The sequence below is a fragment of the Pseudomonas machongensis genome (genome assembly GCF_034961125.1).
In the GTDB taxonomy this organism is placed as follows: domain Bacteria; phylum Pseudomonadota; class Gammaproteobacteria; order Pseudomonadales; family Pseudomonadaceae; genus Aquipseudomonas; species Aquipseudomonas machongensis.
Genome location: NZ_JAYFUI010000074.1, coordinates 13,377 through 35,264 on the forward strand (window position 1 = coordinate 13,377; position 21,888 = coordinate 35,264).

Genomic DNA, 21,888 nt, shown 5'->3' on the forward strand with positions numbered 1-21,888 from the left:
GCGGAGGCCTGCGCGACGCGCGACAGGGGCCAGCCCGCGAAACATAGAGCAAAGAAATCGGAATGGGTTCAGCATTCGAAGGCGTTTTTCAGCCATTGAAGCGGCCGACCTGCATGGTGGCTGCCCTGCAGGGCGACTACGTCGAAGCGGCAGGGGTGATCGGCCCAGCGGGGCTCCTTCAGCAGGAACATGTTGGCGGCAAGCGCTAGACGTTTCTGCTTGCGCCCGTCGATACTTCCGACGGCGCCGCCGAAGTCCACGTGCCAGCGGTAGCGGACTTCGACGAATACTACTGTATCGGCGTCGAGCATGACCAGATCAAGCTCGCCTCCCTTGCATCGCCAATTGCGCGTCAGCAGCTGCAGGCCTTGCCCTCGAAGATAATCGAGGGCTTGGTTTTCTGCCGCGAGCCCGGCGCTGGTAGGCGAGGCGTCGGGCATCAGCGAGCCGTGTCCGGCAGGCGCTTGACCTGACCGCCGGAGAACTCGGCCCAAGGCAGTTGGCGCTCGATACGCTGGTTGGCGTTGATGCTCAGGCTGCCGGACAGGCCCTCGACGCGGTTGTCAGGCAGCGCCTTGAGCTGGCCGAGGCGTGGCGCGAGGCTATAGGCATCGACCCCCATCGCGTACAGGCGACCCAGGCTGCCGGCAGCCTGAGGCCACTGCTGGACCACCTGCTGGCGCAGGCTGTTGGTGTTGTCCAGTAGCCATGGGGTTTCGCAGAAGCGAATGCCGTTCATGTCGTTGTACTGGTTCACGTCTCCACTGGCGCTGTAGAGGTTGGAGGTCGCATAGACCGGCACGTCGCCCGCGTACTGGAAGTTGAGGGTCGGCTTGATCTGCTGGGCCTGCTGCGGGGTGGCAGCAAGGAAGATGAAATCGATGTCCTGGCGACGCGACGGTTGTGCGGCGACATTGCCCCCCACGGCACTCTGCAGGCTCTTGGCGCGACCTTCGCTCTGGCGCAGCTGGAACAGATCGGCGATCTGTTGAGCCAGGGCCACCGGCTGGGCGATGCGCTCGGCAGCGAGCAGGGTGCCGCCGTTGCCTTCCCAGTCCTGGCGGAAAGCTGCGAGCACGCGGTCGCCCCATTCGCCGCTCGGCACCAGGGCCACGGCGCGGACCAGGCCGTCTGCGCGGGCACGGCGAGAGACTTCGCGGGCTTCGTCCTCGGCGGCGAGGCCGAACTGGAACAGTTGTGGTGGCGATTTCTGCCCGGCCTCGGCGTAGTTCAGCGCCAGGGTGGTGATGGGCAGTTGCGGGTAGTCGGCGAGTTTCTTCACCAGTGGTTTTTCGAGCGGACCGATCACCAGCTGTACGCCGGCCGCCTGGGCCTGGCGATAGAAGTCATCCAGCGAGGTGAGGCGCGAGCTATCGAAAACCTGAACCGCCGGCGCTGGCTGGCCGGATTGCTGGGCCTGGAAGTTGGCTGCCATGAAGCCGTCGCGCAGTGCACGGGCTACACCGGCCAGCGGGCCTTCCTGTGGCAGCAGCAGGGCGATCTTGGTCAGTGGCTGGCTGGCCAGTTGCTTGAGTTTGACCAGTGCGTCAGGCAACTGCTTGGCGGCCGGATGATCGGCATGTTGCTGGCGCCAGGTGTCGATGGCGGCCTGTTGCTGTTCCAGGGTGCCGGCGGTCTTGACCGCCAGGGCCAGGCTGGTCCAGCCGGCGAGGGTCGGATTGCTGGTCGGTTGCTGCAATTGGTCGGCGGGCAGCGAGGCTACCAGCGACCAGATAGCATCGTTGTTCTTGGCTGCGGCCGGGCCGCTGAGCAGTGGGGCGAGCAAGACGCGCTGCTGGGCCGCAGGAAGTGCCTGGCCGTCGGCTTCGAGGGCTGCAGCATGCACGCCATAGGTGCGTACCTGCAGCTCTTCGGGCAGCTCGCCGACACGTTGCAGGCTTGGGTGCGACAGTGCGCCGAGGGCGGCTTTGGGCTGGTTGCGGCTCATCGCCAGTTCGGCGGCCAGGGTGCTGGCGAACACCTGTTGCGCGGGTTTGAGCGTGTCCAGTGGAACCTGCTCGAGGATGCGTGCGGCGCGTGGGAAGTCCTTCTGCCGGTAGGCCATGTCGGCGGCGCTCAGGCGCAGCAGCGCGGCGTCTTCGGCGGACTTGCTGGAAGCCGCCTTCTCGAGCAGTTGCTCGATGCTGGCGTCCGGGGTGCGTGGCAGTTCGCCCAGGCTGGATGAGGGCGAGCTGGCGCAGGCTGCCAGCAGGGCAGCGAGACAGAGGGCTGTGAGCAGCCGCAGGCAAGCGATCATGTAAGGGTCCTGTTACTCGATCAAGTTGGCCGGCAATTGTACCCAAGCGCTGGCCGGGGCGCGATCTTGCTGACGCTGATCCTTCACTATAGGTCGCATGTCAGGGGATGACGGCCAAGTTCTTTGCGCCTTGTTGCGGGCGCTCGGGCTACAATGGCGCCTTTGATCGGCAAGGCAGGTGTGTGCAGTGACTGATGTTGCAGGGGTTCCAAAATCCATAGCGGGTACGCTTTACGTCGTTGCGACGCCCATCGGCAACCTCGACGACATGAGCGCCCGGGCACTCAAGGTGCTGGCCGGCGTGGCGCTGATCGCGGCCGAGGATACCCGCCATTCTGTGCGCCTGCTTCAGCACTTCGGCATCGAGACGCCGCTGGCGGCCTGTCATGAGCACAACGAGCGTGACGAAGGCAGTCGCTTCATCACGCGCTTGCTGGCGGGTGACGATGTGGCGCTGGTGTCCGACGCCGGCACACCGCTGATTTCCGATCCGGGCTATCACCTGGTGCGCCAGGCGCGGGCTGCCGGGGTGAGGGTGGTGCCGGTGCCAGGGGCGTGTGCGCTGATCGCTGCGCTGTCGGCAGCGGGGCTGCCCTCTGATCGCTTCATCTTCGAAGGCTTCCTGCCGGCAAAGGCTGTCGGGCGCCGTGCGCGACTGGAGCAGGTCAAGGAGGAGCCTCGGACCTTGATCTTCTATGAGGCGCCGCATCGCATCCTCGAATGCCTGGAGGACATGGAGGCGGTATTCGGGGGAGAGCGCCCGGCCGTTCTGGCGCGAGAGCTGACCAAGACGTTCGAGACGCTCAAGGGGTTGCCGTTGGCCGAGTTGCGCGCCTTTGTCGCAGCGGATACCAATCAGCAGCGTGGGGAATGCGTGGTGCTGGTCGCGGGCTGGAGTGCGCCGCAAGACGATCAGGCGGTCAGCAGCGACGCCATGCGTGTACTGGACCTGTTGCTGGCAGAATTGCCGCTCAAGCGGGCGGCGGCATTGGCGGCGGAAATTACCGGCGTGCGCAAGAATCTTCTTTATCAAGCGGCGCTGGATAAACAAAAGAGCCACTAGTGGCGTAATGATATTGTTTGCGGTATTGCTTGTTCTTGCTCGCGCCTGCCGTTACCCTTACCGGCGGAGAGTCGATCGGACAGTCGCTGCCTGCATTTGTTCCGCAAAAGCAGGGGGAGGAAAGTCCGGGCTCCGCAGGGCAGAGTGCCAGGTAACGCCTGGGAGGCGCGAGCCTACGGAAAGTGCCACAGAAAACAACCGCCTAAGCACTTCGGTGCCGGTAAGGGTGAAAAGGTGCGGTAAGAGCGCACCGCACGACTGGCAACAGTTCGTGGCTAGGTAAACCCCACTCGGAGCAAGACCAAATAGGGTTCCTTATGGCGTGGCCCGCGTCGGAACCGGGTAGGTTGCTAGAGGCGTCCAGTGATGGCCGTCGTAGAGGAATGACTGTCCTCGACAAAACCCGGCTTACAGATCGACTCTCCACCTCTTCTTTCCCTGCTTGAATCGATAGCAGATCCCTCCTGGTAATGCCGAAAAGTTCTTACTCTTGATAATTCACTTTAACTTCACACTCTATCCGTTTGAGTGCGCTTGATTTTTCCCGCCAGTTTTTTCTCCCGGTAGTCCTTCCGCCTTCCTTTGTTGCGCTAAATCTCGGTCCTGTAAGGGTTTTCCTTATGAACGCGCCTTGACGGTGTGGCGGACGGATTCCTATAGTGTGCGCAAGTGGCAGAAAGTGGGATGAAGTGGGTTTTCTGGCACAAAAAAGTTAACATTGTGGGGAATCGCAGCCGTGTTCCGCGGAGCCAACGCCGTCAGCCTCGATGCAAAGGGCCGTCTCGCCATGCCGAGCCGGTACCGTGACGAGCTCGATTCGCGTTGCAATGGTCAACTTATCGTGACCATCGACGCTGTTGACCCCTGCTTGTGTGTTTATCCCCTCGATGAGTGGGAACAGATAGAAGCCAAGTTGCGTGCCTTGCCGTCGCTGCGTGAGGAAAACCGTCGCCTGCAGCGTTTGCTGATCGGTAACGCAGTGGACCTGGAGCTCGATGGCAGTGGTCGTTTCCTGGTGCCGCCCCGTTTGCGTGAGTACGCCAAGCTCGACAAGAAGGCGATGCTGGTGGGGCAACTGAACAAATTCCAGCTGTGGGATGAGGATGCCTGGAACGCGGTTTCGGCAGCCGACCTCGCAGCTATTCAACAACCGGGCGCCATGCCCGATGAACTGCGTGACCTGATCCTGTGACGATAGATAGCGGCTTCAACCACATCACCGTATTGCTCGACGAAGCTGTCGAGGCATTGGCCCTGCGCGCCGACGGTTGCTATCTGGACGGGACCTTCGGTCGCGGAGGGCACAGTCGTCTCATTCTCAGCAAGCTCGGGCCGCAAGGGCGGCTGTTGGGCTTCGACAAGGATCCACAGGCGATTGCCACGGGGCAAGCGCTGGCGGCCGAAGACGGCCGCTTTGTCATTGTGCAGCGCAGCTTCGCCGAGCTCGGTGATGAAGTGCGCGCGCGCGCGCTGGACGGCAAGGTCAGCGGTATCCTGCTCGACCTGGGTGTCTCCTCGCCGCAGTTGGACGATCCCGAGCGCGGCTTCAGTTTCCTCAACGATGGCCCGCTGGACATGCGCATGAATCCGGGCCAGGGCATCAGCGCGGCCGAGTTCATCGCGAGCGCCCCCGTCGAAGAAATAGCCCGCGTGTTCAAGGAGTACGGCGAGGAGCGTTTTGCCGGCCGCATGGCGCGTGCGGTGGTCGAGCGTCGCGAGAAGCAGCCCTTCACCCGTACTGCCGACCTGGCCGAAGTGCTCAAGGTCGCCAACCCTGCGTGGGAAAAGGGTAAGAACCCGGCAACTCGCGCCTTCCAGGGGCTGCGCATTCACGTCAATAACGAGCTGGGTGACCTGGAAGCCGGCCTCGACGCCGCGCTCGAGGCGCTGGAAGTCGGCGGCCGCCTGGCGGTGATCAGCTTCCACTCGCTGGAAGACCGTATCGTCAAACTGTTCATGCGCAAGCTGGTCAAGGGCGAGGCGGATAACCTGCCACGCAACCTGCCGGTGCAGCACAAGGTCTTCGAACCTCGTATCAAGCTGATCGGCAAGGCGCAGTTCGCCTCCGATGCGGAACTCAAGGCCAACCCGCGTGCGCGCAGTGCCGTCATGCGCGTGGCGGAGAAGCTGCGGTGAGTCGCCTGTTCGCCAAGCCATTGCCAGGCGGAAGCTTCCTGATGCTTCTGCTGTTCGTTGGCGTGCTGGTGTCGGCCATCGCTGTCTCCTACAGCGCGCACTGGAACCGCCAGTTGCTCAACACGCTCTACAACGAGCTGAGCGAACGCGACAAGGCCCAGGCTGAGTGGGGGCGCCTGATTCTCGAGCAGAGCACCTGGACTGCCCACAGCCGCATCGAAAACCTGGCCGCCGGCCAGTTGAAGATGCGCGTGCCCAACGCTGACGAAGTGCGGATGGTGACGCCATGATGAAGCTCGAGGGTGCACTCTACCCCTGGCGCTTCCGGGTCGTCGTTGGCCTGCTGGCGTTGATGGTCGGCGCCATCAGCTGGCGGATCATCGACCTGCAGGTGGTCGACCGCGACTTCCTCAAGGGCCAGGGTGATGCTCGCAGCCTGCGCCATATTCCGATTCCTGCACACCGTGGCCTGATCACCGATCGCAATGGTGAGCCTCTGGCTGTCAGTACGCCGGTCACCACGCTGTGGGCCAACCCCAAGGAAATGCAGGCGTCCAAGGATCGCTGGCCGCAACTGGCCGCTGTGCTGGGGCAGAACCCGCAGCAATTGATCGAGCGCCTCACCCAGCAGGCCAACAAGGAGTTCATCTATCTGGTTCGTGGCCTCACGCCCGAGCAGGGCCAGCAGGTGCTCGACCTTAAAGTGCCCGGTGTCTACGGCCTCGAAGAGTTCCGCCGCTTCTATCCGGCGGGTGATGTCACCGCGCACATGGTGGGTTTCACCGACCTGGATGACCATGGCCGTGAAGGTGTCGAGCTCGCCTATGACGAGTGGCTGGCCGGGGTGCCTGGCAAGCGACAAGTGATCAAGGACCGGCGCGGTCGCCTGATCAAGGATATTCAAGTCACCAAGAACGCCAAGGCCGGTAAGACCTTGGCGTTGTCGATAGATCTGCGCCTGCAGTACCTGGCGACTCGCGAGCTGCGCAACGCCATCGCCGAACAGGACGCCAAGGCCGGCAGCCTGGTGATCATGGACGTCAAGACCGGCGAGGTCCTGGCGATGGTCAACCAGCCAACGTACAACCCCAACAACCGCCGCAGCATGTTCCCGGCAGCCATGCGTAACCGGGCCATCATCGATGTCTTCGAGCCCGGCTCCACGGTCAAGCCGATCTCCATGAGTGCGGCGCTGCAGAGCGGGCGCTGGAAACCGACCGACAAGGTCGAGGTGTATCCGGGCAGCCTGCAGATCGGTCGCTACACGATCAAGGACGTGTCCAGGAGCGAGGGCCCGATTCTCGACCTGACCGGCATCCTGATCAACTCCAGTAACGTCGGCATGAGCAAGATCGCCTTCGATATCGGCGGCGAAGCCATCTATCGGGTGATGTCGCAGGTCGGCTTGGGGCAGTACACCGGCCTGGGCTTCCCGGGCGAGCGTGTTGGCAACCTGCCCAATCATCGTGAGTGGCGCAAGGCCGAGACAGCCACGCTGTCCTATGGATACGGCGTATCGGTCACCGCTCTGCAGTTGGTTCACGCCTACGCCGCGCTGGCCAACGACGGCAAGATGGTGCCGCTGTCGATTCTCAAGGTCGACAAGGCGCCGGAAGCCGTGCAAGCCATTCCGCAAGAAACCGCAAAGACCGTGCAGGGCATGTTGCAGCAGGTGATCGAGGCGCCGCGTGGTGTGTTCCGCGCCCAGGTGCCGTTCTACCACGTCGCTGGCAAGTCGGGTACGGCGCGCAAGGCCACGGTCGGCTCCAAGGGCTACACCGAAAACGCCTACCGCTCGCTGTTCGCAGGCTTCGGCCCGATGAGCGACCCGCGCTACGCCATCGTTGTGGTCATCGACGAGCCGGGCAAGGGCGGCTACTTCGGTGGCCTGGTCTCGGCGCCGGTGTTCAGCAAGGTCATGTCCGGCACCCTGCGGCTGATGAACGTGCCGCCGGATAACCTGCCGCCCGCGAACGCGCAGCAGGCCAGTGCAGTACCCGCCAAGGGAGGGCGTGGTTGATGACGATGCCATTGAGCAAGCTTTTCGCCCACGCCAGCCGCGATCCGTTGATTCGCGAGCTGACGCTCGACAGCCGCCAGGTGCGGCCGGGTGATCTGTTCCTGGCAGTGCCGGGTGCCAAGGTCGATGGTCGTGATCACATCGTCGATGCGCTTGCCCGCGGTGCCGCCGCCATCGCCTATGAAGAGCAGGGCGCCACGGTGTTGCCGCTGACCGACGTGCCGCTGATTCCGGTCAAGGGCCTGATCGCGCAACTGTCGGCCATCGCCGGCCGCTTCTATGGCGAGCCGAGCCGCCAACTCAATCTGGTCGGTGTGACCGGCACCAACGGCAAGACCAGCGTGACGCAACTGCTCGCCCAGGCCCTTGATCAGTTGGGCCAGCGCTGCGGTCTGATCGGCACCTTGGGCACCGGTTTCTACGGGGACTTGCAGAGCGGCCGCCTGACCACGCCGGATCCGATCGCCGTGCAAGCCACGCTCAACGACCTGAAGAAGGGTGGCGCTGAGGCTGTGGCGATGGAAGTGTCTTCCCATGCCCTGGAGCAGGGGCGCGTGGCAGCACTGGCCTTCGATATCGCGGTGATGACCAACCTGTCGCGCGATCACCTTGACTACCACGGCAGCATGCAGGCCTACGAGGCCGCCAAGGCCAAGCTGTTCGCCTGGCCGGACCTGCGCTGGCAGGTGGTCAACCTGGACGACGCCTTTGGCCGTCGTCTGGCCGAGGACTTTGCCCGCCGCCCGAGTGCCGATCATATCGAGACCCGGCTGCTCAGCTATAGCCTGGAAAACCCGGACGCCTCGCTGTTCTGCCGCGAAGCCCATTTCGACGACGATGGCGTGCGCGCCCTCCTGGTCACCGCTCAAGGCGAACGCACACTGCGCAGCCAACTGCTCGGGCGTTTCAACCTGAGCAACATGCTCGCTGCCGTGGCCACGCTGCTGGCGCTGGATTACTCGCTGGACGAAATCCTGAAAGTCATCCCGCAGTTGCAAGGGCCTGTCGGTCGCATGCAGCGCCTGGGCGGGGGAGCCAAACCGCTGGTGGTGGTCGATTACGCGCACACCCCCGATGCGCTGGAAAAGGTGCTCGAAGCCCTGCGTCCGCACGCCCACGGCAAGCTGCTGTGCCTGTTCGGTTGCGGCGGGGATCGCGATCGCGGCAAGCGTCCGCTGATGGCCGAAGTGGCCGAGCGTCTTGCCGACCGCGTGCTGGTCACCGACGACAACCCGCGTACCGAGGATCCGCTGCGGATCTTCGATGACATTCGCCCTGGTTTCGCCAAGCCTGCCGACGCCGAGTTCGTCGCCGGTCGCGGCGAAGCCATCGCACACCTGATCGCCACCGCTGCCGCCGACGATGTGATCGTGCTGGCCGGCAAGGGGCACGAGGATTACCAGGAGATCAATGGCGAGCGCCTTGTTTTCTCCGATCTGGTCGAAGCCGAGAAGGCGCTTTCAGCCTGGGAGGCTCCACATGCTTAAGCCCATGACACTCAGCCAGCTGACCGCAGCACTGAGTGCTCGTCTGGTCGGGGCCGACGCCACCTTCACCGGTGTCAGCATCGACAGCCGCAGCGTGGCTGCGGGGCAACTGTTCATTGCACTGACCGGTCCGCGTTTCGATGGCCACGACTACCTTGCCGATGTGAAGGCCAAGGGCGCCGTGGCCGCGTTGGTCGAGCGCGAAATCGCCGATGTCGACCTGCCGCAACTGCTGGTCGCCGATTGCCGCGTGGCGCTTGGCCTGCTGGGCGCGCTCAATCGCGCCGCCTTTGACAAACCGGTGGTCGCCATCACCGGCTCCAGCGGCAAGACCACGGTCAAGGAGATGCTGGCCTCCATTCTGCGCACCCGCGGCCTTGTACATGCCACCCGTGGCAACCTGAACAACGACCTCGGCGCGCCACTGACGTTGCTGGAGATCGCGCCCGATCACAGTGCTGCGGTGATCGAGCTGGGTGCCTCGCGCATCGGCGAGATTCGCTACACCGTTGGCCTGACCCAGCCACAAGTCGTCATCCTTAACAACGCCGGCACGGCCCACGTAGGTGAATTCGGCGGCCCGGAGAAGATCGTCGAGGCCAAGGGCGAGATTCTCGAAGGTTTGGGTGAGGGCGGTATCGCCGTGCTCAATCTGGACGACAAGGCCTTTGACATCTGGCACAAGCGCGCCGGCGCGCACCAGGTGCTGAGCTTTGCCCTGAGCAACGAGAAGGCCGACTTCCACGCCAGCGACGTCGGTCGCGACGCGCGCGGCTGCCCCTCGTTCACCCTGCACGGCCCGAGCGGTAGTGCGCCGGTGCAGTTGAACCTGCTTGGCACGCATAACGTCGCCAACGCGCTGGCCGCTGCGGCTGGCGCCCATGCCGTAGGTGTGAGCCTGCCGGGCATCGCCGCCGGCCTTGCCGCAGTGCAGCCGGTCAAGGGCCGTTCCGTGGCACAGATCGCACCCAGCGGTGCGCGGGTGATCGACGACACCTACAACGCAAATCCCACCTCGATGTGTGCCGCCATTGATATACTCGCCGGCTTTTCCGGACGCACCGTCCTGGTGCTCGGGGATATCGGTGAACTGGGGCAATGGGCCGAGGAAGGCCATCGTCAGGTGGGCGACTATGCGCGCGGCAAGGTCGATGCCTTGTACGCGACTGGCGCCAACATGGTTCATGCGGTTCAGGCGTTCGGCGCCAATGCTCGCCATTTCGCTACTCAAGCTGAGCTGATCGACGCCGTTCGTGCCGAGAGCGTCAGCGATACCACTATCTTGATCAAGGGCTCGCGCAGCGCTGCGATGGAAAACGTCGTGGCTGCATTGTGTGGTGCCAGCGGGGAGAAACATTAATGCTGCTGCTGTTGGCTGAGTATCTGCAACAGTTCTACAAGGGCTTCGCGGTCTTCCAGTACCTGTCCCTGCGCGGGATCCTGGGTGTGTTGACGGCGTTGTCCCTGGCACTGTGGCTGGGGCCCTGGATGATTCGTACCCTGCAGATTCGCCAGATCGGCCAGGCTGTGCGTAACGACGGCCCGCAATCGCACCTGTCCAAGTCCGGCACCCCGACCATGGGCGGTGCGCTGATCCTGTCCGCCATCGCCATCAGCACCTTGCTGTGGGCCGACCTTACCAATCGCTATGTATGGGTCGTGTTGATCGTCACCCTGCTGTTCGGCGCCATCGGCTGGGTCGACGACTACCGCAAGGTGATCGAGAAGAACTCGCGTGGCCTGCCGAGCCGCTGGAAGTACTTCTGGCAGTCGGTGTTCGGACTCGGGGCTGCGGTCTTCCTCTACATGACCGCCCCGACCAGCGTCGAAACCACGCTGATCGTGCCGTTCCTCAAGGACTTCACCATCCCCCTGGGCGTTGGCTTCGTGGTGCTGACCTACTTCGTCATCGTCGGTTCGAGCAACGCGGTCAACCTGACCGACGGCCTCGATGGTCTGGCGATCATGCCGACGGTGATGGTCGGCGGTGCGCTGGGCATCTTCTGCTACCTGTCGGGCAACGTGAAGTTCGCCGAGTACCTGCTGATCCCTTATGTGCCGGGCTCGGGTGAGCTGATCGTGTTCTGCGGTGCGCTGATCGGTGCAGGCCTGGGCTTCCTCTGGTTCAACACCTACCCGGCACAGGTCTTCATGGGTGACGTCGGTGCCCTGGCGCTGGGTGCGGCGCTGGGCACCATCGCCGTGATCGTCCGCCAGGAAATCGTGCTGTTCATCATGGGCGGCATCTTCGTGGTGGAAACCCTGTCGGTGGTGATCCAGGTCGCATCGTTCAAGTTGACCGGCAAGCGTGTGTTCCGCATGGCGCCGATCCATCACCATTTCGAACTCAAGGGTTGGCCCGAGCCGCGGGTGATCGTCCGATTCTGGATCATCACCGTGATTCTGGTGCTGATCGGCCTTGCCACCCTGAAACTGAGGTAAACGAGCGTGTCACTGATCGCTTCCGACCAATTCCGCATCGTTGTCGGCCTCGGCAAGAGCGGCATGTCCCTGGTTCGCTTCCTGGCGAACCGGGGCATTGCCTTTGCGGTCGCCGATACCCGCGAGCAACCGCCGGAACTGGACACCCTGCGCCGTGAATACCCGCAGGTGGAAGTGCGCTGTGGTGAACTGGATGTGGACTTCCTGTGCCGCGCTAACGAGCTCTACGTAAGCCCGGGCCTGGCCTTGGCTACCCCGGCGTTGCAGCAGGCCGCCGCGCGCGGCGTGAAACTCTCCGGTGACATCGAGCTGTTCGCACGCCATGCCAAGGCGCCCATCGTTGCCATCAGCGGCTCCAACGCCAAGAGCACGGTGACCACCCTGGTCGGCGAAATGGCTGCCAAGGCCGGCAAGCGTGTCGCTGTCGGCGGCAACCTCGGCACCCCGGCGCTGGACCTGCTCGACGATGCGGTCGAGTTGTACGTCATGGAGCTGTCGAGCTTCCAGCTGGAGACTACCGACCAGCTCAACGCCGAAGTGGCCACCGTGCTGAACATCAGCGAAGACCACATGGATCGCTACAGCGGCCTGCCGGCCTATCACCTGGCCAAGCACCGCATCTTCCGCGGTGCGCGCCAGGTGGTAGTCAACCGTCAGGACGCCCTCAGCCGGCCCCTGCCCGTCGAAGGTCGTCCATGCTGGACATTCGGCCTCAACGCCCCGGACTTCAAGGCTTTTGGCCTGCGTGAAGTGGAGGGCGAGAAGTATCTGGCCTTCGAGTTCCAGACCCTGATGCCGGTGCGTGAGCTGAAGATCCGCGGTGCCCATAACCAGAGCAATGCCCTGGCAGCCCTGGCTCTGGGCCATGCCGCCGGTCTGCCGTTCGAGCCGATGCTCGAGGCTCTGCGCGAGTTCAAGGGGCTTGTCCATCGCTGCCAGTGGATCCGCGAGCGCAATGGCGTGAACTGGTACGACGACTCCAAAGCTACCAACGTCGGTGCTGCCCTGGCGGCCATCGAAGGCCTGGGTGCCGACATCGAAGGCAAGCTGGTGCTGATCGCCGGTGGCGATGGCAAGGGCGCTGATTTCGCCGCCTTGCGCCAGCCGGTCGCTGCCTATTGCCGCGCTGTGGTGTTGCTGGGGCGTGACGCCGAGCGCCTGGCCGAGACGTTCGGCGACAGCGTGCCGCTGGTCCGGGTCAAGACCCTGGACGAAGCCGTGCAGCGCTGCGCCGAGCTCGCCCAGCCAGGTGACGCGGTGCTGCTGTCGCCGGCCTGCGCCAGCCTCGACATGTTCAAGAACTTCGAAGAACGCGGGCGCCTGTTCGCCCAGGCAGCGGAGGGGCTGGCATGATCTTCGGCATCATCAAGCCGTATCCGTCGCCGCTGATCAGCGGTCGTGGCATCGACATCGACTTCGCCTTCCTTGCTGGCTGCCTGGCCTTGCTGGGGTTGGGCCTGGTAATGATCACCTCGGCGTCCTCGGAAGTGGCCGCCGTGCAGTCCGGCAATCCGCTCTATCACATGATCCGCCATCTGGTGTATGTCGCGATCGGCCTTGTTGCCTGCGGTGTGACCATGATGGTGCCGATCGCCACCTGGCAGCGCATGGGTTTCATGATGCTGATCGGCGCCTTCGGCCTGCTGGTGCTGGTACTGGTGCCGGGCATTGGTCGGGAAGTGAACGGTTCGATGCGCTGGATCGGCTTCAGCTTCTTCAACGTCCAGCCTTCTGAGATCGCCAAGGTCTTCGTGGTCATCTATCTGGCGGGTTACCTGGTACGCCGCCAGACCGAGGTGCGCGAGAGCTGGATGGGCTTCTTCAAACCGTTCATCGTCCTGCTGCCCATGGCCGGCCTGCTGCTGATGGAGCCGGACTTCGGCGCCACCGTGGTGATGATGGGCGCTGCGGCGGCCATGCTGTTCCTGGGAGGGGTGGGGCTGTTCCGCTTCTCGCTGATGGTGGTGCTGGCGGTGGTCGCGGTGTTCGTCCTGGTCCAGGCGCAACCCTACCGGATGGCGCGTCTGATCACCTTCACCGACCCCTGGTCCGATCAGTTCGGTTCGGGCTACCAGCTGACCCAGGCACTGATCGCCTTCGGTCGTGGCGAGTGGCTGGGCGTTGGCCTGGGCAACAGCGTACAGAAACAGTTCTACCTGCCTGAGGCGCACACCGACTTCGTGTTCTCGGTGCTGGCCGAAGAGCTTGGTGTAGTCGGCTCGCTGTGCACCGTCGCGCTGTTCGTGTTTGTCACCATCCGCGCCTTGTACATCGGCCTGTGGGCCGAGAAGGCCAAGCAGTTCTTCGCCGCCTACATGGCCTTCGGCCTGGCCTTCCTGTGGATCGGCCAGTTCCTGATCAACATTGGTGTGAACGTGGGCCTGCTGCCGACCAAGGGGCTGACGCTGCCATTCCTCAGCTACGGGGGCAGCTCGCTGGTGATCTGCTGCGCCTGCGTGGGGCTGTTGCTGCGTATCGAGTGGGAGAGTCGAACGCACCTGGGCAGCGAGGAGCACGAGTTCAAGGAGAGCGATTTTGCCGAGGAGACCAGTCATGGCCGCTGATGGCAAGAACGTACTGATCATGGCCGGTGGCACCGGGGGGCATGTGTTCCCGGCCCTGGCCTGCGCCCGCGAATTCCAGGCGCGCGGCTACAGCGTGCACTGGCTCGGTACGCCACGGGGTATCGAGAACGAACTGGTGCCTCAGGCAGGCTTGCCGCTGCACCTGATCCAGGTCAGCGGGCTGCGTGGCAAGGGCAAGCTGTCGCTGCTCAAGGCGCCGTTCACCCTGGTCAAGGCCGTGCTGCAGGCGCGGCGCATCATTCGTGAGCTCAAGCCGGTGTGCGTGCTGGGCTTTGGCGGCTATGTCACAGGCCCAGGCGGTGTTGCCGCGCGGCTGTGCGGTGTGCCGCTGGTGATTCACGAACAGAACGCCCGTGCAGGTACCGCCAATCGCCTGCTGGTGCCACTGGCCGCGCGAGTCTGCGAAGCTTTCCCCGACACGTTCGCTGCCAGCGAGAAGCGTCGGACCACCGGTAACCCGGTGCGCCCCGAACTGTTCCTGGAAACGCCTCGTGCGGCACTTGCCGAGCGTCGTGCGCGTCTTCTGGTGCTCGGTGGCAGCCTCGGTGCGGAACCATTGAACAAATTGCTGCCTAAGGCCCTGTCCGAAGTGACTGCAGACCTGCGGCCAGAGGTGTTCCACCAGGCTGGCAAGCAACATGCGTCGATCACCGCCGAGCGTTATCGCGAGGCCGGTATCGAGGCTCAGGTAGAGCCTTTCATCAAAGACATGGCCCACGCTTATGGCTGGGCCGACATGGTGGTGTGCCGGGCCGGCGCCCTGACCGTCAGCGAACTCGCGGCGGCAGGCCTGCCCTCGATGCTGGTGCCCTTGCCCCACGCGATCGACGATCACCAGACTCACAACGCCCAATATCTGGCTCGCGAAGGTGCCGCCTTCCTGATGCCACAAGCGACAACTGGCGCAGCGCAGCTCGCTGAACGCCTGAACGAGGTGCTGATGCAACCCGAGAAACTCAACACCATGGCCGGCACTGCGCGCCGCCTGGCCAAGCCTGCTGCAACCAGCACCGTGGTCGATATCTGCCTGGAGGTGGCCCATGGTTGAAAGCCAGAAAGCCATGCCGCAGCCCAAGATGGGCCGCATTCGCCGCATTCACTTCGTCGGTATCGGCGGCGTGGGCATGTGCGGTATCGCCGAAGTGCTGCTGAACCTGGGCTACGAAGTGTCCGGTTCCGACCTCAAGGCCTCGCCGGTCACCCAGCGCCTGGAGTCGTTCGGCGCCGAAATTTTCGTGGGTCACCGTGCCGAGAACGCTGCCACCGCCGATGTACTGGTCGTCTCCAGCGCAATCAATCCGGCCAACCCTGAAGTTGCCACGGCGCTCGAACGCCGTATTCCGGTGGTGCCGCGTGCCGAGATGCTGGCCGAGCTGATGCGCTACCGCCACGGCATCGCTGTCGCCGGTACCCACGGCAAGACCACTACCACCAGCCTGCTGGCCTCGGTGTTCGCTGCCGGTGGCCTGGATCCGACCTTCGTCATCGGTGGCCGTCTGACTGCGGCTGGCACCAACGCCCAGCTCGGCACCAGCCGCTACCTGATCGCCGAAGCCGATGAGAGCGACGCGAGCTTCCTGCACTTGCAGCCGATGGTCGCTGTCGTCACCAATATCGATGCCGACCACATGGCGACCTACGAGGGTGACTTCAACAAACTGAAGAAGACCTTCGTCGAGTTCCTGCACAACCTGCCGTTCTACGGCCTGGCCGTGATGTGCCTGGACGATCCGGTCGTGCGCGAGATTCTGCCTCAGGTCAAACGTCCGACCGTCACCTACGGCTTTAGCGAAGAAGCCGACATCCGCGCCATCAATGTGCGCCAGCAGGGCATGCAGACGCATTTCACCGTGCTGCGTCGCGACTGCGAGCCGCTGGAGGTGTCGGTGAACATGCCGGGCAACCACAATGTGCTCAACGCCCTGGCCACCATCGCCATTGCCACCGACGAGGGCATCAGTGACGACGCCATCATCCAGGGCCTGTCAGGCTTCCAGGGTGTGGGGCGACGCTTCCAGGTGTACGGCGAGCTGCCAGTCGAGGGCGGTAGCGTGATGCTGGTCGACGACTATGGCCATCACCCCACCGAGGTGGCGGCGGTGATCAAGGCCGTGCGCGGCGGTTGGCCGAGCCGGCGCCTGGTGATCGTTTACCAGCCGCACCGCTACAGCCGCACCCGCGATCTTTACGACGACTTCGTGCAGGTGCTGGGTGATGCCAACGTGCTGCTGCTGATGGAGGTCTATCCGGCCGGCGAGGAGCCGATCCCCGGCGCCGACAGCCGCCAGCTGTGCCACAGCATCCGCCAGCGCGGCAAGCTGGACCCGATCTACATCGAACGTGGTGCCGAGCTCGCGCCACTGGTCAAGCCACTGCTGCGCGCTGGCGACATCCTGATCTGCCAGGGTGCCGGCGATGTGGGTGGCCTGGCCCCGCAACTGATGAAAAGCCCGCTGTTCGCTGGCGCTGTCGCCAAGCAGGAGAAACCGCTGTGAGTACCGCCTACGACAAACTGCACTCCACGCTCGACGTCAAGGCCTTCGGCCGCGTCGCCGTGCTGTATGGAGGCAAGAGCGCCGAGCGCGAGGTTTCGCTCAAGTCGGGCGCCGCGGTGATCGAGGCGCTGACCTCGGCCGGCGTGGATGTGGTTGCCATCGATGTGGGTGACGATCTGCTCGCCCGCTTGCAAAGCGAGAAGATCGACCGCGCTTTCATCATTCTTCACGGCCGTGGTGGTGAAGACGGCAGCATGCAAGGCCTGCTCGAGTGCCTGGGCATTCCCTACACCGGCAGCGGCATCCTCGCCTCGGCGCTGGCCATGGACAAACTGCGCACCAAGCAGGTGTGGCAGAGCCTGGGCATTCCGACCCCGCGTCACGCCGTGCTGGCCAGCGAAAGCGACTGTGTCGAGGCCGGCAAGGAACTGGGCTTCCCGCTGATCGTCAAACCGGCCCATGAAGGTTCCAGCATCGGCATGGCCAAGGTGAACAGCGTCGAAGAGCTGGTTGCCGCCTGGAAGGACGCCGCCAAGTACGACTCCCAGGTACTGGTCGAGCAATGGATCCACGGTCCGGAGTTCACCATTGCGGTGCTGCGCGGGCAGGTGCTGCCACCGATCGCACTGGGTACGCCGCACGTGTTCTACGACTACGACGCCAAGTACATCGCCAACGACACCCAGTACCGCATTCCATGCGGCCTGGACGCTGGCAAGGAACAGGAACTGATGGACCTGACTGCCCGCGCTTGCGATGCCATCGGCATCGAGGGCTGGGGCCGTCTGGATGTAATGCAGGACGAGCAGGGCCGGTTCTGGCTGCTCGAAGTCAACACCGCACCCGGCATGACCGATCATAGCCTGGTGCCCATGGCGGCCCGCGCGGCAGGTCTGGACTTCCAGCAGCTGGTGCTGGCGATCCTGGCCGAAAGCGTAGCGACGCGAGGTTAAGAGCCATGCAAGGCGCAATGATACGTCAGCAGCAACCCGTCACCGGCCGCAGCAAGCCGGTGCCGCGCGGTGCCAGCCGACTGGTGGCCGACGAGCCCGTATCGGCGCGCCTGCCACGGCCCAGCTTCGGTGGGTTGAAACGCCTGCTGTGGCCGGTGCTGCTGGTCGCTGCCGGCTTCGGTGCCTACGAAGGCGCGATCCGGTTGATGCCTTACGCCGACCGCCCGATCACCAAGATCGCCGTGCAAGGCGACCTGAGCTACATCAGCCAGCAGGCGGTGCAGCAGCGTATCGCGCCTTATGTCGCGGCGAGCTTCTTCAGTGTCGATCTGCCGGCGATGCGTACAGAACTCGAGCAGATGCCATGGATCGCCCACGCCGAAGTGCGTCGGGTATGGCCGGACGAGGTGGTGATCCGCCTCGAGGAACAACTGCCGGTCGCGCGCTGGGGCGATGAGGCCTTGCTCAACAACCAGGGCCAGGCGTTCACCCCGCGCGAGCTGGCCAACTATGAGCATTTGCCGCAGCTGTTCGGGCCGCAGCGCGCTCAGCAACAAGTCATGCAGCAGTATCAGGTATTGAGCCAGATGCTGCGCCCCATGGGCTTCTCCATCGCTCGCCTGGAGCTGCGCGAGCGAGGCAGCTGGTTCCTGACCACCGGTGCGGGTAGCGCCGGTCCTGGCATCGAGCTGCTGTTGGGGCGCGATCATCTGGTGGAGAAGATGCGCCGGTTCATTGCCATATACGACAAGACACTCAAAGAGCAGATCACCAACATCGCCCGCATCGATCTGCGATACGCCAACGGATTAGCGGTTGGCTGGCGGGAACCGAATGCACCGACGACGGCCCAACCCGCCGTTGCGAAGAATTAGAGAGAGGCAGGACCATGGCAAACGCGCATAGCGGCAAAATGATCGTCGGGCTGGACATTGGCACCTCCAAGGTGGTGGCGCTGGTTGGCGAAGTGGCGGCGGACGGCACCCTCGAGATCGTCGGGATCGGTACGCATCCGTCCCGCGGCTTGAAGAAAGGCGTGGTGGTGAACATCGAGTCGACCGTGCAGTCGATCCAGCGCGCGGTGGAAGAAGCGCAGCTGATGGCCGGCTGCCGCATCCACTCGGCGTTCGTCGGTGTAGCCGGCAACCACATCCGCAGCCTGAACTCCCATGGCATCGTCGCCATCCGCGACCGTGAGGTCAGCGTCGCCGACCTCGAGCGCGTGCTCGACGCTGCCCAGGCCGTGGCCATCCCGGCCGACCAGCGCGTGCTGCACACCCTGCCCCAGGACTACGTGATCGACAACCAGGAAGGTGTGCGCGAGCCACTGGGCATGTCTGGCGTGCGTCTGGAAGCGAAAGTCCATGTGGTCACCTGTGCGGTCAACGCCGCCCAGAACATCGAGAAGTGCGTGCGCCGCTGCGGCCTCGAGATTGACGACATCATTCTCGAACAACTGGCCTCGGCTTATTCGGTGCTGACCGATGACGAGAAAGAACTGGGCGTGTGCCTGGTGGACATCGGCGGCGGCACTACCGACATCGCCATCTTCACCGAAGGCGCGATCCGCCACACCGCGGTGATCCCGATCGCCGGCGACCAGGTCACCAACGACATCGCCATGGCCCTGCGTACACCTACGCAGTACGCCGAGGAAATCAAGATCCGCTACGCCTGCGCCCTGGCCAAGCTGGCCGGCGCCGGCGAGACCATCAAGGTGCCGAGCGTCGGCGATCGTCCGCCGCGCGAACTGTCGCGCCAGGCCCTGGCAGAAGTGGTCGAGCCGCGTTACGACGAGCTCTTCACCCTGATCCAGGCCGAGTTGCGTCGCAGCGGCTACGAGGATCTGGTGCCGGCCGGCATCGTCCTGACCGGCGGTACATCGAAGATGGAAGGCGCCGTGGAACTGGCCGAGGAAATCTTCCACATGCCGGTACGCCTCGGCGTGCCGCACAGCGTTCGGGGGCTGAGCGACGTGGTGCGCAACCCGATCTATTCAACCGGCGTGGGACTGCTCACCTACGGCCTGCAAAAGCAGACCGAGGACCTGCCCCTGACCGGCAACAGTAGCAGCAACAGCTATGGCGATGAACCTAAGGCCCCGGTGCTTGAGCGCTTCAAGCGCTGGGTCCAAGGCAACTTCTAAGTTTCAAAGCAGTAGTGGTAGGCGCAAAAACTAGAGAACTGTAAGGAGAGGGAAAATGTTCGAGCTCGTAGACAACGTCCCGCAAAGCCCGGTCATCAAAGTGATCGGTGTCGGTGGTGGTGGTGGCAACGCCGTCAACCACATGGTCAAAAGCAGCATCGAAGGTGTGGAATTCATCTGCGCCAACACCGATGCCCAGGCGCTGAAGAACATTGGCGCACGCACCATCCTGCAACTGGGGACCGGTGTGACCAAGGGCCTGGGTGCCGGTGCCAATCCGGAAGTCGGTCGTCAGGCCGCGCTGGAAGACCGTGAGCGCATCGCCGAAGTGCTGCAAGGCACCAACATGGTGTTCATCACCACTGGCATGGGCGGCGGTACCGGTACCGGTGCTGCGCCGATCATCGCCGAAGTGGCCAAGGAAATGGGCATCCTCACCGTTGCGGTGGTGACCCGTCCGTTCCCGTTCGAGGGGCGCAAGCGCATGCAGATCGCCGATGAAGGCATCCGCATGCTGGCTGAAAGCGTTGACTCGCTGATCACCATCCCCAACGAGAAGCTGCTGACCATCCTGGGCAAGGATGCAAGCCTGCTGTCTGCCTTCGCCAAGGCCGACGACGTGCTGGCTGGCGCCGTGCGCGGTATCTCCGACATCATCAAGCGTCCGGGCATGATCAACGTCGACTTCGCCGACGTTCGTACCGTGATGGGCGAGATGGGCATGGCCATGATGGGCACCGGCTGCGCCAGCGGTCCGAACCGTGCTCGTGAAGCCACCGAGGCGGCGATCCGCAACCCGCTGCTCGAAGACGTCAACCTGCAGGGTGCCCGCGGTATCCTGGTGAACATCACCGCAGGTCCTGACCTGTCGCTGGGTGAGTACTCCGACGTGGGTAGCATCATCGAGGCCTTCGCCTCCGACCACGCGATGGTCAAGGTCGGCACCGTGATCGATCCTGACATGCGCGACGAGCTGCACGTCACCGTGGTCGCTACTGGCCTGGGTGCGCGCATCGAGAAGCCGGTCAAGGTCGTCGACAACACGCTGCAGACCGCACAGCAGGTGTACGAGTCCTCCAACCCGGCTCCGGTTCGCCAGGAGCAGTCGGCGGTGAACTACCGTGACCTGGAGCGTCCGACCGTGATGCGCAACCAGGCACACGCAGGCGCTGCGGCTGCGGCTAAACTCAACCCACAGGACGATCTGGACTACCTTGACATCCCGGCCTTCCTGCGTCGCCAGGCCGATTGATGGAATTTATCAGGGGTATAAGGGTGATTGGTGTTCAGCAAAGGCCGGGTCTGCTATCATTCTCAGCCTTTGTTGATACCAATTCGCAATTAGCGCTAAAGCGGCCAATGCCATGATTAGACAACGCACCCTGAAGAATACCATTCGTGCCACAGGTGTCGGCCTGCATTCCGGAGAGAAGGTCTACCTGACTCTCAAGCCAGCACCCGTGGATACCGGCATCGTTTTCCGCCGCGCTGACCTCGACCCTGTGGTCGAGATCCCGGCGCGTGCGGCCAACGTCGGCGAGACAACCATGTCGACGACGCTGGTCAACGGTGACGTCAAGGTCGATACGGTCGAGCACCTGCTCTCTGCCATGGCGGGCCTGGGCATCGATAACGCCTACGTCGAGCTCTCCGCCTCGGAAGTGCCGATCATGGATGGCAGCGCCGGTCCCTTTGTATTCCTGATTCAGTCCGCCGGCCTGGAAGAACAGGACGCCGCTAAAAAGTTCATCCGTATCCTGCGCGAAGTCAGCGTGGAGGAGGGCGACAAGCGCGCCACCTTCCTGCCCTTCGACGGGTTCAAGGTGAGCTTCGAGATCGACTTCGATCACCCGGTCCTCAAGGGCCAGACCCAGAGTGCAGTGGTTGATTTCTCCAGCACGTCGTTCGTGAAGGAAGTCAGCCGAGCACGCACCTTCGGTTTCATGCGTGACATCGAGTACCTGCGCAAGCACAACCTTGCGTTGGGTGGCAGTGTCGAGAACGCCATCGTGGTCGACGAGACCGGTGTGCTCAACGAAGACGGACTTCGCTCCGATGACGAATTCGTCAAGCACAAGATCCTCGACGCCATTGGCGACCTCTATCTGCTGGGCAACAGCCTGATCGGCGAGTTCAAGGGCTACAAGTCCGGACACGCGCTGAACAACCAGTTGCTGCGCAAGCTGATCGCAGAAACGGACGCCTGGGAAGTGGTGACTTTCGAAGATGCCAGTACGGCACCGATCTCCTACATGCGCCCTGTTGCGGCCGTGTAAGTTCGAACACTCTCTAGTTCATTGAGGC

At 63.6% G+C, this 21,888-nt stretch carries 19 protein-coding genes and 1 other RNA gene; 18 read left to right on the forward strand and 2 right to left on the reverse strand.

What is annotated here, in order from left to right; genetic code table 11:
- Positions 1-68 precede the first annotated feature (68 nt).
- Together VA602_RS07265 and VA602_RS07270 are read right to left on the reverse strand one after the other, a co-directional pair.
- A complete protein-coding gene (locus VA602_RS07265) occupies positions 69-440 on the reverse strand; it encodes a YraN family protein (protein ID WP_323452871.1) in 372 nt (123 codons plus the stop codon).
- Positions 440-2,257 (reverse strand): penicillin-binding protein activator, encoded by a 1,818-nt coding sequence (locus tag VA602_RS07270; protein ID WP_323452872.1) that lies wholly within the window; start codon positions 2,255-2,257, stop codon positions 440-442. The genes VA602_RS07265 and VA602_RS07270 overlap by 1 nt, the downstream gene beginning before the upstream one ends.
- Before the next feature lie 187 nt (positions 2,258-2,444).
- Between VA602_RS07270 and rsmI the strand changes: the two genes are divergently transcribed.
- The 18 genes from rsmI (at position 2,445) to lpxC (ending at position 21,860) form a co-directional block, all read left to right on the forward strand.
- The gene (gene rsmI, locus VA602_RS07275; protein ID WP_323452873.1) at positions 2,445-3,320 is read left to right on the forward strand and encodes a 16S rRNA (cytidine(1402)-2'-O)-methyltransferase; all 876 of its coding nucleotides are present in this window, start codon (positions 2,445-2,447) and stop codon (positions 3,318-3,320) included.
- Positions 3,321-3,387: 67 nt separating this feature from the next.
- Positions 3,388-3,747, forward strand: an RNA gene (gene rnpB, locus VA602_RS07280) — RNase P RNA component class A.
- 309 nt (positions 3,748-4,056) lie between these two features.
- Complete coding sequence (gene mraZ, locus VA602_RS07285) at positions 4,057-4,512, forward strand: division/cell wall cluster transcriptional repressor MraZ (protein ID WP_004575120.1); 456 nt, start codon at positions 4,057-4,059, stop codon at positions 4,510-4,512.
- Positions 4,509-5,456, forward strand: a complete 948-nt coding sequence (rsmH, locus tag VA602_RS07290; RefSeq protein WP_407682498.1) for a 16S rRNA (cytosine(1402)-N(4))-methyltransferase RsmH — start codon at positions 4,509-4,511, stop codon at positions 5,454-5,456. The genes mraZ and rsmH overlap by 4 nt, the downstream gene beginning before the upstream one ends.
- Positions 5,453-5,746 carry a cell division protein FtsL gene (gene ftsL / locus VA602_RS07295; RefSeq protein ID WP_054894001.1) on the forward strand — a complete coding sequence of 98 codons (294 nt, stop codon included), beginning with the start codon at positions 5,453-5,455 and terminating at the stop codon, positions 5,744-5,746. Before rsmH ends, ftsL begins: the two co-directional genes overlap by 4 nt.
- A complete protein-coding gene (locus VA602_RS07300) occupies positions 5,746-7,476 on the forward strand; it encodes a peptidoglycan D,D-transpeptidase FtsI family protein (protein ID WP_162714455.1) in 1,731 nt (576 codons plus the stop codon). The genes ftsL and VA602_RS07300 overlap by 1 nt, the downstream gene beginning before the upstream one ends.
- Positions 7,476-8,963: a UDP-N-acetylmuramoyl-L-alanyl-D-glutamate--2,6-diaminopimelate ligase gene (locus VA602_RS07305; protein ID WP_323452874.1), complete on the forward strand. Its 1,488-nt coding sequence runs from the start codon at positions 7,476-7,478 to the stop codon at positions 8,961-8,963. The genes VA602_RS07300 and VA602_RS07305 overlap by 1 nt, the downstream gene beginning before the upstream one ends.
- Positions 8,956-10,323, forward strand: coding sequence for a UDP-N-acetylmuramoyl-tripeptide--D-alanyl-D-alanine ligase (locus tag VA602_RS07310; RefSeq protein WP_323452875.1), 1,368 nt, complete (start codon positions 8,956-8,958; stop codon positions 10,321-10,323). Before VA602_RS07305 ends, VA602_RS07310 begins: the two co-directional genes overlap by 8 nt.
- Positions 10,323-11,405, forward strand: coding sequence for a phospho-N-acetylmuramoyl-pentapeptide-transferase (mraY, locus tag VA602_RS07315; RefSeq protein WP_054894005.1), 1,083 nt, complete (start codon positions 10,323-10,325; stop codon positions 11,403-11,405). The genes VA602_RS07310 and mraY overlap by 1 nt, the downstream gene beginning before the upstream one ends.
- Before the next feature lie 6 nt (positions 11,406-11,411).
- A complete protein-coding gene (murD, locus tag VA602_RS07320) occupies positions 11,412-12,758 on the forward strand; it encodes a UDP-N-acetylmuramoyl-L-alanine--D-glutamate ligase (RefSeq protein WP_323452876.1) in 1,347 nt (448 codons plus the stop codon).
- Positions 12,755-13,969, forward strand: coding sequence for a putative lipid II flippase FtsW (gene ftsW, locus VA602_RS07325; RefSeq protein WP_065864182.1), 1,215 nt, complete (start codon positions 12,755-12,757; stop codon positions 13,967-13,969). Before murD ends, ftsW begins: the two co-directional genes overlap by 4 nt.
- The gene (gene murG / locus VA602_RS07330) at positions 13,959-15,038 is read left to right on the forward strand and encodes an undecaprenyldiphospho-muramoylpentapeptide beta-N-acetylglucosaminyltransferase (protein ID WP_112899083.1); all 1,080 of its coding nucleotides are present in this window, start codon (positions 13,959-13,961) and stop codon (positions 15,036-15,038) included. Before ftsW ends, murG begins: the two co-directional genes overlap by 11 nt.
- Entirely contained in the window at positions 15,031-16,485 is a 1,455-nt protein-coding gene (gene murC, locus VA602_RS07335; RefSeq protein ID WP_054894009.1) for a UDP-N-acetylmuramate--L-alanine ligase, read from the forward strand. Before murG ends, murC begins: the two co-directional genes overlap by 8 nt.
- Complete coding sequence (locus VA602_RS07340; RefSeq protein ID WP_054894010.1) at positions 16,482-17,438, forward strand: D-alanine--D-alanine ligase; 957 nt, start codon at positions 16,482-16,484, stop codon at positions 17,436-17,438. The genes murC and VA602_RS07340 overlap by 4 nt, the downstream gene beginning before the upstream one ends.
- A gap of 5 nt (positions 17,439-17,443) precedes the next feature.
- Positions 17,444-18,313: a cell division protein FtsQ/DivIB gene (locus tag VA602_RS07345; RefSeq protein ID WP_054894011.1), complete on the forward strand. Its 870-nt coding sequence runs from the start codon at positions 17,444-17,446 to the stop codon at positions 18,311-18,313.
- 14 nt (positions 18,314-18,327) lie between these two features.
- On the forward strand, positions 18,328-19,584 hold the full coding sequence (ftsA, locus tag VA602_RS07350; protein ID WP_054894012.1) for a cell division protein FtsA: 1,257 nt from the start codon (positions 18,328-18,330) through the stop codon (positions 19,582-19,584).
- Positions 19,585-19,639: 55 nt separating this feature from the next.
- Positions 19,640-20,836 carry a cell division protein FtsZ gene (gene ftsZ / locus VA602_RS07355; protein ID WP_054894013.1) on the forward strand — a complete coding sequence of 399 codons (1,197 nt, stop codon included), beginning with the start codon at positions 19,640-19,642 and terminating at the stop codon, positions 20,834-20,836.
- 112 nt (positions 20,837-20,948) lie between these two features.
- Positions 20,949-21,860, forward strand: coding sequence for a UDP-3-O-acyl-N-acetylglucosamine deacetylase (gene lpxC / locus VA602_RS07360; protein WP_054894014.1), 912 nt, complete (start codon positions 20,949-20,951; stop codon positions 21,858-21,860).
- Positions 21,861-21,888: the final 28 nt, after the last annotated feature.

What these genes read in the sequence shown, in the direction of transcription:
- ftsW (WP_065864182.1), top strand. Translation starts at nt 12,755, where the DNA reads ATGATCTTCGGCATCATCAAGCCGTATCCGTCGCCGCTGATCAGCGGT.
- lpxC (WP_054894014.1), top strand. Translation starts at nt 20,949, where the DNA reads ATGATTAGACAACGCACCCTGAAGAATACCATTCGTGCCACAGGTGTC.
- VA602_RS07270 (WP_323452872.1), bottom strand. Translation starts at nt 2,257, where the DNA reads ATGATCGCTTGCCTGCGGCTGCTCACAGCCCTCTGTCTCGCTGCCCTG.
- murC (WP_054894009.1), top strand. Translation starts at nt 15,031, where the DNA reads ATGGTTGAAAGCCAGAAAGCCATGCCGCAGCCCAAGATGGGCCGCATT.
- VA602_RS07310 (WP_323452875.1), top strand. Translation starts at nt 8,956, where the DNA reads ATGCTTAAGCCCATGACACTCAGCCAGCTGACCGCAGCACTGAGTGCT.
- ftsZ (WP_054894013.1), top strand. Translation starts at nt 19,640, where the DNA reads ATGTTCGAGCTCGTAGACAACGTCCCGCAAAGCCCGGTCATCAAAGTG.
- VA602_RS07300 (WP_162714455.1), top strand. Translation starts at nt 5,746, where the DNA reads ATGAAGCTCGAGGGTGCACTCTACCCCTGGCGCTTCCGGGTCGTCGTT.
- VA602_RS07345 (WP_054894011.1), top strand. Translation starts at nt 17,444, where the DNA reads ATGCAAGGCGCAATGATACGTCAGCAGCAACCCGTCACCGGCCGCAGC.
- mraY (WP_054894005.1), top strand. Translation starts at nt 10,323, where the DNA reads ATGCTGCTGCTGTTGGCTGAGTATCTGCAACAGTTCTACAAGGGCTTC.
- ftsA (WP_054894012.1), top strand. Translation starts at nt 18,328, where the DNA reads ATGGCAAACGCGCATAGCGGCAAAATGATCGTCGGGCTGGACATTGGC.
- murG (WP_112899083.1), top strand. Translation starts at nt 13,959, where the DNA reads ATGGCCGCTGATGGCAAGAACGTACTGATCATGGCCGGTGGCACCGGG.
- VA602_RS07305 (WP_323452874.1), top strand. Translation starts at nt 7,476, where the DNA reads ATGACGATGCCATTGAGCAAGCTTTTCGCCCACGCCAGCCGCGATCCG.
- VA602_RS07265 (WP_323452871.1), bottom strand. Translation starts at nt 440, where the DNA reads ATGCCCGACGCCTCGCCTACCAGCGCCGGGCTCGCGGCAGAAAACCAA.